Source organism: Halococcus salifodinae DSM 8989, from assembly GCF_000336935.1.
Taxonomy (GTDB): Archaea; Halobacteriota; Halobacteria; order Halobacteriales; family Halococcaceae; genus Halococcus; species Halococcus salifodinae.
Map to the genome: position 1 here is coordinate 112,181 of NZ_AOME01000079.1, position 10,613 is coordinate 122,793.

The 10,613-nt window shown below is 66.6% G+C and carries 10 protein-coding genes and 1 pseudogene; 7 read left to right on the forward strand and 4 right to left on the reverse strand.

Annotation, left to right across the window (positions count from 1 at the left end; genetic code table 11):
- Nucleotides 1-124: 124 nt before the first annotated feature.
- The 3 genes from C450_RS17890 to C450_RS17900 form a co-directional block, all read right to left on the reverse strand.
- The gene (locus tag C450_RS17890) at nucleotides 125-310 is read right to left on the reverse strand and encodes a hypothetical protein (RefSeq protein WP_005045835.1); all 186 of its coding nucleotides are present in this window, start codon (nucleotides 308-310) and stop codon (nucleotides 125-127) included.
- A gap of 55 nt (nucleotides 311-365) precedes the next feature.
- A complete protein-coding gene (gene rnz, locus C450_RS17895) occupies nucleotides 366-1,289 on the reverse strand; it encodes a ribonuclease Z (RefSeq protein WP_005045837.1) in 924 nt (307 codons plus the stop codon).
- A gap of 438 nt (nucleotides 1,290-1,727) precedes the next feature.
- Nucleotides 1,728-2,447, reverse strand: a complete 720-nt coding sequence (locus tag C450_RS17900; RefSeq protein WP_005045840.1) for a glycosyltransferase family 2 protein — start codon at nucleotides 2,445-2,447, stop codon at nucleotides 1,728-1,730.
- A gap of 161 nt (nucleotides 2,448-2,608) precedes the next feature.
- On the opposite strand from C450_RS17900, the gene C450_RS17905 reads away from it, so the two are divergent.
- Together C450_RS17905 and C450_RS17910 are read left to right on the forward strand one after the other, a co-directional pair.
- Complete coding sequence (locus tag C450_RS17905) at nucleotides 2,609-3,772, forward strand: glycosyltransferase family 2 protein (protein ID WP_005045842.1); 1,164 nt, start codon at nucleotides 2,609-2,611, stop codon at nucleotides 3,770-3,772.
- A gap of 139 nt (nucleotides 3,773-3,911) precedes the next feature.
- Complete coding sequence (locus tag C450_RS17910) at nucleotides 3,912-5,264, forward strand: glycoside hydrolase family 26 protein (protein WP_005045844.1); 1,353 nt, start codon at nucleotides 3,912-3,914, stop codon at nucleotides 5,262-5,264.
- On the opposite strand, the gene C450_RS17915 is transcribed toward C450_RS17910, so the two are convergent.
- Complete coding sequence (locus C450_RS17915) at nucleotides 5,261-6,283, reverse strand: glycoside hydrolase family 26 protein (RefSeq protein WP_005045847.1); 1,023 nt, start codon at nucleotides 6,281-6,283, stop codon at nucleotides 5,261-5,263. The genes C450_RS17910 and C450_RS17915 overlap by 4 nt on opposite strands.
- A gap of 280 nt (nucleotides 6,284-6,563) precedes the next feature.
- Here C450_RS17915 and C450_RS17920 point away from each other — a divergent pair, with 280 nt between their 5' ends.
- The 5 genes and pseudogenes from C450_RS17920 to C450_RS17935 form a co-directional block, all read left to right on the forward strand.
- Nucleotides 6,564-7,811: a DUF7282 domain-containing protein gene (locus C450_RS17920; protein WP_005045848.1), complete on the forward strand. Its 1,248-nt coding sequence runs from the start codon at nucleotides 6,564-6,566 to the stop codon at nucleotides 7,809-7,811.
- A 62-nt stretch (nucleotides 7,812-7,873) separates the two neighbouring features.
- The gene (locus C450_RS17925; RefSeq protein ID WP_005045850.1) at nucleotides 7,874-8,878 is read left to right on the forward strand and encodes an AAA family ATPase; all 1,005 of its coding nucleotides are present in this window, start codon (nucleotides 7,874-7,876) and stop codon (nucleotides 8,876-8,878) included.
- Nucleotides 8,879-9,003: 125 nt separating this feature from the next.
- Nucleotides 9,004-9,135, forward strand: a complete 132-nt coding sequence (locus C450_RS23285) for a hypothetical protein (protein WP_273834829.1) — start codon at nucleotides 9,004-9,006, stop codon at nucleotides 9,133-9,135.
- On the forward strand, nucleotides 9,129-10,139 hold the full coding sequence (locus tag C450_RS17930; protein ID WP_049910391.1) for a YeiH family protein: 1,011 nt from the start codon (nucleotides 9,129-9,131) through the stop codon (nucleotides 10,137-10,139). The genes C450_RS23285 and C450_RS17930 overlap by 7 nt, the downstream gene beginning before the upstream one ends.
- A 74-nt stretch (nucleotides 10,140-10,213) precedes the next feature.
- A pseudogene (locus C450_RS17935) lies at nucleotides 10,214-10,613 on the forward strand (helix-turn-helix domain-containing protein); the annotation flags it as partial.

Consider the following 10,613-nt stretch of genomic DNA (forward strand, 5'->3'; position numbering starts at 1 on the left):
CGAACGACGGTCGTGACCAGAACTACTGTTCGATCGGGCCGTCGGCTGGGTCGGGCTGAAAAACGGGGTAGCGACTGTTCGTCGATACCTATCGCGGATCAAACGGTTCGTTTTGCTACACGGCTCACAGCTCGATTCGACAGCACGCCCCCTCGGTCAGTCCTTCCTCGTCGATGTGTGCCGACAAACAGGCGTAGTTACAGAACTGCCCCTCGCGACGTCGTTCGCCGTCCGTGTCGATGGAGCCACGTTCGACGGACACCGGGTCGTACGACGAGAGATCACTATCGCAGTACGTACACGTGTTCATAACGATCGAACGGTTTCGGCGTGAATATCGATTTCGATAGTCCATCCCTCAGTAGTCACTCCGCGCCGGGGTACGGAACGTCGATCGCCTGGCCGTCCTCGGCGACGAACGCCTCGCACTCGGCGATTTCGCGCGCCTCGCGATCGAGTTGGGAAGCGTCGCCCGCGTACCGCGAGGAGATGTGGGTGAGCGCGAGCCGTTTCGCGCCCGCGCGGTTGGCGAGTTCGGCGGCCTGGATCGCTGTCGAGTGGCCGGTTTGGGCGGCACGCTCGGCGCGATCGTCGGCGAAGGTCGCCTCGTGAACCAGGAGGTCGGCGTCGGTTGCGGCCTCGACGGTCGCGCCCGTCGGTCGCGTGTCGCCGGTGTAGACAATCCGGCGGCCCGGCCGCGGCGGTCCCACTACCTGTTCGGGCTCGATCACGGTGTCATCGTCGAGCTCGACGGTCTCTCCCCTGTGGAGTCGGGAGAACTTCGGCCCCTCGGGCACGCCGAGTTCCTCTGCGTGCTCGCGATCGAATCGGCCCTTGCGGTCGTCCTCGATTAGCGCGTAGCCCACCGACTGGGTGCGGTGGTCGGTCGCGAACGCACGGACCTCGTATTCGTTTTTCCGGAGCACGACGCCGCCCGGCTGGGCGTCGCTCACCCTGATGGGGTAGCCGAGGCGCGCGCCGGTGACGCCGACGAGGTTCTCGACCGTGCTCCGGGTGCCCGGTGGCGTGTGGATCGCGAGCGGCTCCTCGCGGTCGTTGAAATCGAGGGTCTGACACAACCCGGGAAGTCCGAGGACGTGATCGCCGTGGAGATGGGTGAGGAACACATGGGAAACGGTGAACCCGGTGGAAAAGCGCATCATCTGGCGCTGGGTCCCCTCGCCGCAGTCGAAGAGAAGGCGCTCGCCGTCGCGGCGGAGCAGCAGTCCGCTGGTGTTGCGTCGTGTCGTCGGGACCGCGCCGCCCGTCCCGAGGAACGTTACCTGCATACCCGTGCTCGCCCGCCCGCCGGGATAGCCGCTTCGGACCGATGATCGGTGTGATTGACTCCGACGATCAGCGTGGTTGCTGCGGCTGGTGCTGGTTTGCGGTAGTGCTGCTTGCGGTAGTGCTGCTTGCGGTAGTGCTGCTTGCGGTTGGCGCGCGGCTGCGCCGAGCGGGACGGCAAGCCGTCCCGCTGGCCGTGCGAACGGCGCGAAGCGCCGTGAGCAGACGCCGCTCCGTCGGCGCACAACTCCCGTGCGAGGGATGACTGAGCAGAGTGAGCGAATGCGAACGAGCGAAGGAGTCGGTTGGGGAGGCGTGTGGCCTGCGGTTCTCAGTTGTGTCGGGATCGTAGCGGTCGTAACAGCAGCGACAGCAACCGAAACGAAAGCAACTGCGACAACGATCACAGATGCCCGAACACTCCGAACACCTCGCCCCTATTAGTCCCGACCGGCGACCGTTTCAGCGATCCAGCCGACGCGCTGAGCTACCCGTCGCGCGGTTCCGAGCCGCGAATCCTCTCGAAGCGAAGTGTTGAGCGTCTGTCGCAGCAGCCACCGGTCGGATTTGCCGTCGAGCCGCCACCACCGCACGTCGGCCCGGCCGAGGAGATACGATTTTTCGAGGAAGTCCCGGAAGGACTCGACGTAGGTGTGCTCGACGACGAGTTCGGGGACGTACTGTATCGCGTACTCCTCGGCGATCCGTTCGGCGAGTTCGGACTCCTCGTGGCCCCAACCGAAGGCTTCCTCGTCGAACCCACCGACCGATTCGATGACCTCACGCCGGATCGCCATGTTACAGCCCGGCAGCAGATCGGTGGGTTTGGTCTTCTCGCCCTGATCGTACCACGGGAGTTCGAGGTCGCGATACGGCGCGTCGGCGGGCTGGACCACCCGGCCCGCGACTGCGGGGTAGGCGTCGAGCGCGACGCTCGCCGTTCTGAGAAACCCCTCACACGGAACGGAGTCGTCGTCGAGGAAGACGAGTTTCTCGCCGCTGGCCCGTTCGATACCGACGTTGCGCGCGTGGGCCGCCCCGTCGTCGCGACGGACGATCACCTCGTAGTCGTCGAATCCGTCGCGCGCGAGGCGCTCGACGGGCTCGATCGTCGCCCCGGGCGGCAGGATCGTCGGCACGATGACGCTCACCTCGACCATCGCTCCCCGCTTTCACCAGCCACCGGAAAGCCCTTCCGGGCGCGCGCCGCGGGCCGTCCCGACTGTCGAGACGGGACGAACGGGCGACAGCATGCGGTAGACCGTCCCGATGACACCGCAGTCAGCAACACTTAATGTGTCCGCTGTCGTTCATATTGCCAATGGTCGGACAGGTTCTCGCGGCGGTTCCCGCGATCCTCTCGGTGATCCTCTGGATCATCGTTCTCCTTGCTGCCTGTTCCATCGTGTACTGGACGTATCTGGTGGCGTTCGTCGGCCGGCGTTACGAGTATCCCGACCCCGCGTACGATCCCGCCGACGTTCAGGTGCGCTTTCTGACGGTCGACTCCGAGCGGATCGTCCAGGAGAGCGTGAACGCGCTCCCCGAGTCGATCACCGACCGTCACGTGATCGCCGAGCAGCCGATGACGATCGACGGGGCGACCGTCCACGTCGTCCCCGAGGCGTTCAAGTGCGAGGCGATCCGGAAGGGGCGCGCGCTCGAATGGGCGCGACAGCATCTCACCTGCGAGAAGGAGTTCGTGCTCTTTCTCGACGAGGACAGCATCGTGACCGACCTCGACGGGGTTCCGGACGCCGACGTGGTCCAGTTCCGCGAACGGCCGCGCCGGAGTCAGTCGTGGCTCACCTATCTCGCCGAGGTCTTTCGACTGGGGTTCCAGATCGAACAGCGCGCGTTCCCCTCGCTCTCGGTGCCGCTGTACGCGTGGGGTGGCGGGATCGCGATCCGTGCGGAGCTCGAAGGCTGGGTCGGGTGGGATCGGAAGACGATGATCGAGGACACCACGTTCGTCTGGAGCGTGGCGGCCGACGAGGGGATCGATCTCGACTTCGCGCTCGCGCGCGACATGTTCGACACCCAGGCCCCGCCGACGGTCCGGGCGATGATCGCCCAGCGGAGCCGGTGGATCGCGGGCTCGCAGGCCCAGCGCGGCCTGCTCTCACCGCTGTATCGCACGCTCACAACCGTTCGGAACATCGCGTGGGCGTTCTCGCCTGCGGTGCCGTTGCTGACGTTCGTCCCGCTGTTCATCCCCGGAACCATCGCGTTCGAGCTCGCCTTCCAGGTGCTCTCGGTCGCGGTGTTCACGTTCGTGCTCGTCTGGTCACTCCTCGGGATTCGGTACTACGACGAGTCGTTGCTCGTCGGTGTGGCGTTGGTCGTGCTGACGCCGATCGTGAGCCTGCTCCACTCGCTCGGGGCGCTCGCCGGTCTCGTGATCCCGCCGACGGACTTCGCGGTGACGCGGAAGGTCAACCCCGATCTGGTCGATACCACCGACCGCGAGATCGACGGCGACTGAACTCGTCGCCACGAAACGCGAATCCGGGCGTCGCGGGCGGCCGCTCGGCTGTCGGCTCCCCCGGTGGAACAGGGGGTTTTCTCCCGGGCCGTCGCACCACAATCTTTAACGGGGCATGCAGCCATTCCCGAACCAGTAGATGAATCGTCGGACGTTCCTGCGAGCGGCGGGCGTTGCCGGAATCCTCGGAGCCAGCGGCTGTGCGACGCCGTTCGATTCCCTCGGTGGTTCCGGCCAGAACGGCTCAAGCAATGGATCCGGATCGGACGGTTCGAACGGATCGGCCGGGATGGGTGGCTCGTCCGGCTCGAACGGTTCGAACGACTCGACCGGGACGACCACCTCGCCGGCGACGGCAACGCCCGAAGCGCCGTCGACGCGCTCGGGGGCAGCACTCGCCGGCGTCTATCCCGGTGGCCCCGATTTCGCTTCGAACCTCGCACCCCTCACGGAGTGGCTCGGCCAGCCGCCGGCGGTTGCCCTCCTGTTCGTCGATGCGCTCGGCCCGACCGAGAACAAACGGCGGTTCGTCGAGGGGCCTCTCACCAACGTCTGGGAGGCGGGCCACGTCCCGATGATCTCGTGGCAGCCGTTCGTCCCCGAGCGACAGCAGACCTCCGAGGCGATCGAACGTGAGATCGCCGAGGGCGAGTACGACGACCAGCTCGCGGAATGGGCGTCGCTGCTCGAATCGTGGGCGCGCCCGCGAGGCGACCAAACACGCGGGCGGCGGTTTTACTTCCGACCCGCCCACGAGATGAACGGCAGCTGGTTCCCGTGGAGTGCGGTCGATTCGAGCCGTATCGAGTCGACGCCTGTGCCCGTCGAAGACACCGGCAACGCCACCGGCGGCGAGAACCCCACAGCCGGAACGCCACAGGACTACGTGGAGATGTGGCGACGGCTGTACGACGCGTTCGACGAGACCGATCTCGACGAGACGGACGTCCAGTGGGTCTGGGCGGTGAACGCCGAGCAGGTCCCCTCTTACCTGCAAACCGAACGGTACTACCCCGGCGACGAGTACGTCGACTGGGTGGGGATCGACGGGTTCAATCGGGGTGGGACGGAGTCGTATTCGAGCTGGCAGTCGCCAACACAGCTGTTCGACCCGATGCTCGGGCGGCTGCGCGAGCTGACCGACAAGCCGATGGCGCTGACCGAGTTCGCCTCGACCTCGGTCGTCGGCGGAGAGGGTGGCACTGAGCCCCGACCGGCACGCAAGGCCGAGTGGATCGAGAGCGCGTTCACGTACGTCGAGGAGAACGACATCAAGATGACGTGCTGGTTCAACGTCGACAAGACCGGGGTCGACGAGGCTGACTGGGCGATCTTCGGCGGCGAACGCGGGACGGGACAGGTCTCGGCTTCGGGCACCCAATACGCCGCCTACGAGGCGTACAAGCGATCGGTCTCCCGCGATGGGTTCCTCAGCGCGCTCCCCGATTACCCGCCGCTGTTGACCGACGACGAGTTCGCCGGCGAGTTCTAACCCCGCCCGAGAAACGCCGCATCACTCACGATCCGTGATCTCGGTGGCTCCGCACGGTCACCGCCGGCGAGCGCCCCTCTGTACGTCGCGTACGCTTCGTGGGATGGCTCGCCAGCGACACGTTCGGTTCCGCGCTCGCCGCCGAACGCCGCCCAGTCGGTCTCCTTGTCCTCGTTGAACCAGCACGCCAGCGCTACCTCTGCGTCGTCGAGATACTCGTACGCCGCCCGGATCCACGCCGCCTTCCGTGCGGGGTCGTGGCCGTTCGCGGTCTGGGAGGTGCTCGCAAACTCCGGTACGGCGATCGGTTTGTCGGCGAGGTGGGTCAGTCGATCGAGCGCATCGTCGAACACCGCCGCGGGCGAGCGCCACGCCGACCACTCCCGACTATCCCCCCAGTTGAACCCGTCGATGCCGAGCCAGTCGACGAATTCGTCACCCGGATAACAGTCCTCCATCGACACGCCGCCAACGTCGACGTGGTTGACACACCAGAGCCACTGGCAGTGCGTGCCGTCGATACCTTCTCGCTCGATGCGATCGTGAGCGTGACGCCACAGCTCCCGGTACGTCGACGGATCGGCCGCCGTTCGGCTATCGTTTTCGCCGACGGTCGGGCTCCAGGGGTACCAGTCACCGTTCATCTCGTGGGCGAGTCGGAGATACAGCCGCCGGTCGTCCGCGGTCCCCAGCTCGCTATCGGGGCCGGCGAGCCATGTGGCCAGCCGGTCGGCCCACCGATCGAGATACTCGTCGTACTCGCCGGCAACGATCCGGGCCGCGACGTCGGGCGGTGTCGCATCGGGCGTCGGGGTGAACGGTTCCCACGTGAGGAGCGGGACGCGACCCGCCGTCCAGATCGACGGGAGGATTCGATCGAACAGTTCGTCGATGGCACCCGGACTCCACGGCGTGAACACCGTCTGGATCGCGTGGGACGTGCCGAGCCACTGCTCCATCCGTTCGAGGACAGCCATCCGATCCGGATCGTTGTAGACGCCGAACAGCGGGGCGGTCACGCCGCCGACTCCGTGTGCCGGGCGGTTATACTGTTCGTCGGATGTGTCGGTGATGATTGCGAGAGTAATTCGGGTATCCTGATGTCGCGTACGGGACTGACGACCACTCGTCGACCACGACGACTGCCAGCGAGCGGGGTTGTCTGGTTGCGCGAAACGCGTGGCTAACACCTGTCGGACACATCGTCGGGCTTTTAACCGTCCCTCTCATTCCGGAAGTGATGACGCTGACGAGGGCGGCCGCCTGCCACGCGGCGTTCGCCCCGGCGGAGCTGTTCGCATGACCTCCATTCGACGACGCAGCGCCCTCCTGCTCGCCGTGCTCGCAGCGGCGAGCCTCGCGATGACGACGGGGGCTGCTGGGAGCGCGCCCGCGATTTCGGCCGGTGGGGCGGCGTTGCAAACCGACGACGCAAACGCAACGACGAACGCCTCGATCACCGTCGCGAACCAGACGCGTGACGGCCGGTCGGTTGCTATCGAAGCCGCCACGCTCCCCGACGGCGGGTTCGTCCTGCTCGAAGAGGCCGGGTCGAACGGCTCGGTCGTCGGGGTAAGCCTGCCGCTCAGTGCTGGCACCCACGAGGGCCGGGTGACGCTGCGTGGCGTTCCCGGGGCCGACGTGAACGTGAGCCGTCTCAGCACGAACACGACGCTGGTCGCCACGATCCACCGTGACACCGACGGCGACGATCGGTTCGATGGGCTGATCGCGGCGGATACCGACGGAGCCTACACCACGAACGGATCGCCGGTCGCCGATCGCGTCCGCGTGACGGTGCCGTCCGCCGAGCGACCGACGAACGCGACGCTCGCGTTCCCGAACGAAACCACGAACGGCTCGACCGTCACCGTCGGGCCGGTCACGCTCCCCGAGGGCGGCTACGTCGGTGTTCACCGGGGTCCGTACAACGACTCGAACGCGACCGAGAGCGTGATCGGGGCCACCCGATATCTCGAACCCGGCAGCTACACGAACGTCACCGTCCCGGTCAGCAGCGACGATTCCGGCCTGAACGCCACGGCACAGGATCGGAACATGCGTCTCAGCGCGGCCGCCTACACCGACTCCGACGGCGACCGCGAGTTCCAGTACGTGCCCTCCAACGGGAGTGAGGACGAACCGTACATCGACGATGGACCGGTGAACGCCTCGGGCGTCGTCACCATCGAAGCGCCGAATACGACCGTGACGCCATCGGGGAGCGTCGCCGCCCCGACGACCGCCGAGAACGGGACGCAGCAGCCGACACAGGGCGAATCCACTACGACCGCCCCACAGCCGTCGTCGACCACGTCGGGAGCGAACGTGTCGTCGGCCACGCTGACACCGACCACGACCCAGACGGCCGAGACGACCGAGCCAGCCACGTCCACCCCCGATCCTGCGAGCGGGTCGGATCACGAGACCACCGCTTACGGTGGCGGGAGCGACGGCCGTGAGGGCATCCTCGACAACCCGCTGTTCCCGGTGCTCGCGCTCGTCTTCGCCGTCTTCGTGGTGCTCGTCGTGGTCACCGGGCAGTAGTCCGGAATCGCAGCCGGCCACGACCGACCGATTCATCTTCGTGGCGTCCCGATCACTCGTCGATGGACGGGCCGCTGTGGACCGACACGCACGCGCCGGCGCTCGCCGATCTTCCCCAATCGTCGGTTCGGGAGTCGCTGGAGCGCGCGATCGACGAACCGCTGAATCTGATCCTCCACGGACCATCGGGTGCGGGCAAGACCGCCGCGGTGCGCGCGCTCGCCGAGCAAACGCACGCCGACCCCGACAACGATCTGGTGGAGCTGAACGTCGCCGACGTCTTCGGCCGGACGAAAAAGGAAGTGAGCAACGACCCCCGATTCGCGTCGTTCATCACGCCGAAGCGCCGGCGCAACTCCTCGAAGGCCGATCTCATCAAACACGTGCTCTCGGAATCCGCGAGCTACGCGCCGGTGTCTGGCGGATACAAAACCGTGCTCCTCGACAACGCCGAGGGGATCCGTGAGGACTTCCAGCAGGCGCTCCGGCGGGTGATGGAGCGCCATCATCGGACGACACAGTTCGTCATCGCGACGCGCCAGCCCTCGAAGCTGATCCCGCCGATCCGCTCGCGGTGCTTTTCGATCCCGGTGCGCGCGCCGACCACCGACGAGATCGTGGGCGTCCTCGAATCGATCGTCGCACGCGAGGACGTGGCTCACGACGTGGACGGTCTCGAATACGTCGCCGCCTCCGCCGACGGCGATCTCCGGCGGGCGATCTTGGGCGCGCAGACCACCGCCGAGGAGGTCGGCGAGATCACGATGGACGCCGCCTACGACGCGCTCGGTTCCGTGGGCCGCGACGACCGGATCGAGGCGATGATCACTGAGGCTGCCGACGGCGAGTTCACCGACGCCCGGTCGACCCTCGACGACCTGCTCGTCGACGAAGGGATGGACGGCGGCGAGGTCCTCGCCGAACTCCTCCGTGTCGCGCGATCACGATCGGTGGGTCCGGACGCCGCCGCGCTCCACCGCCTCGCGGGTGAGATCGACATGGATCTCGCGGAGGGCACCAACGACCGCCTTCATCTCTCGCACCTGCTCGCCGAACTCGATCGGTAGCCCGTGGTGATACGTTCCGCCAGCGTCTCTCGATCAGCTCGTCGTAACGTGCAGTTCGTCGTGCGCCAACCTTGTCGTACGACGAACGAACGCGTATGACCGTCCCTGACTGATCCGGAGACACGATGGACGACAGCGTGCCGGCGCTCGCCGGCGTCGTGGGATGGTGGACCGACCTCGACAGCGGTTGGCAGGCCGTCGTTCTCGGCGGGGTTCTCGTTGCGATCGTCCAAGCGGGAGTGTCGATCCCGTGGTGAGGCGGATACGACGGTTGCTGCCGGGACTCGTGGCGCTCGTTGTGATCGGCCTCGCTGCCCGCACCGTCGCATCGGTGGTGCCCTCGATGAACTACCTCATCGTGGCGATCGTCATCGGAATCGTCATTGCCAACACCTACGGCGTCCCTTCGTGGGCACAGCCGGGTGTCGGGACCCACAACGTCTGGCTCGAAACCGGCATCGTGGTGATGGGCGCGAGCGTCGCACTCGATCGGGTTCTCGCCGCCGGGCCCAGCATCCTGTTGCTCGTTATTGGTACTGTTCTCGCGACCCTCGTGGTCGTCGAAGCGCTCGCTCGCGGGGTGTTCGCCATCCACGAGGAGACCGGATCGCTGCTCGCCGCGGGATCGAGCATCTGTGGCGTGTCGGCGGTCGTCGCCATCGCCGAAAGTATCGACGCCGACGAAACCCGGATCGCCTACGCCGCCGCCACGGTGTTGCTGTTCGACGCGGCGACGCTGTTCGTCTACCCGCTGGTCGGCCACGTCCTCCAACTCTCCGATACCGTCTTCGGCATCTGGGCCGGGCTCACGATGTTCAGCACCGGGCCCGTGACCGCCGCCGGGTTCGCCTTTTCCGAGACTGCCGGCGAGTGGGCACTGCTCGTCAAACTCACCCGGAACGCATTGATCGGGCTCGCCGCCATCGGCTACGCCCTCCACTACGCCCGACGGACGGAGGGATCGGGCGTCGCCGAAAGCGTCTCCGGCGGCGTGGCCCACCTCTGGAAGACGTTTCCGAAGTTCGTGCTCGGATTTCTGGGGGTGATGGTCGTCGCCAACCTCGGCGTCCTCGGCGATCCCGCGATCACGTCGCTCTCACACGCCTCCGACTGGGCGTTCATGCTCGCGTTCGCAGGACTCGGACTCGAAATCGATATCGACGACCTCCGCTCGACCGGCTACCGCCCGATCCTCGTGGTGCTCGTCGGGCTGGTCGCCGTCAGCACCACCGTCCTATTGGTGGTCAACGGACTGTTCTGAGACCCACCCCGTCGACTGTCTCTCGGCCGTCCACGGACGGCACCCTTTTGTCGAGCGCCAACTCGTCTCCACGAGTGCGGGAGTTCACGTTCGCCATCGACTACGACGCCGGGGCCGACCCCATCATGGACGTCTGCATCGAGTGGCCGTCGGTCGTGGCCCACTCGCTCGACGGCTTCGTGACCGAGGATCGGTTCTGGCGGATCGAACGGATCTCCGGGCCGGAGCGTGCGCTCGACCGGATCGAGGACGTTCGCTTCGACGGGACGAAATGCGGGGAGTCGATCACGGAACAGGACTGCGAGGCGGCCCGGTATCACGACGTGCTCGAACGATCTGCCGACGAGCTCGTAATCTACACGTATCTCGAAGACATCGCGGCGTGCGAGTCGGTGCATACGCTCGCCGGCAACCACCTCCCGTCGGGGCTGGTCTTCGAGACTCGCCGCCAGGGCTCGCGCCACCAGTGGCGGG

Excerpts from the sequence above, each read along its gene's own strand:
- C450_RS17910 (WP_005045844.1), top strand. The coding sequence starts at position 3,912 with ATGAATCGTCGGACGTTCCTGCGAGCGGCGGGCGTTGCCGGAATCCTC.
- rnz (WP_005045837.1), bottom strand. The coding sequence starts at position 1,289 with ATGCAGGTAACGTTCCTCGGGACGGGCGGCGCGGTCCCGACGACACGA.
- C450_RS17925 (WP_005045850.1), top strand. The coding sequence starts at position 7,874 with ATGGACGGGCCGCTGTGGACCGACACGCACGCGCCGGCGCTCGCCGAT.
- C450_RS23285 (WP_273834829.1), top strand. The coding sequence starts at position 9,004 with ATGGACGACAGCGTGCCGGCGCTCGCCGGCGTCGTGGGATGGTGGACC.
- C450_RS17920 (WP_005045848.1), top strand. The coding sequence starts at position 6,564 with ATGACCTCCATTCGACGACGCAGCGCCCTCCTGCTCGCCGTGCTCGCA.
- C450_RS17905 (WP_005045842.1), top strand. The coding sequence starts at position 2,609 with ATGGTCGGACAGGTTCTCGCGGCGGTTCCCGCGATCCTCTCGGTGATC.
- C450_RS17890 (WP_005045835.1), bottom strand. The coding sequence starts at position 310 with ATGAACACGTGTACGTACTGCGATAGTGATCTCTCGTCGTACGACCCG.
- C450_RS17900 (WP_005045840.1), bottom strand. The coding sequence starts at position 2,447 with ATGGTCGAGGTGAGCGTCATCGTGCCGACGATCCTGCCGCCCGGGGCG.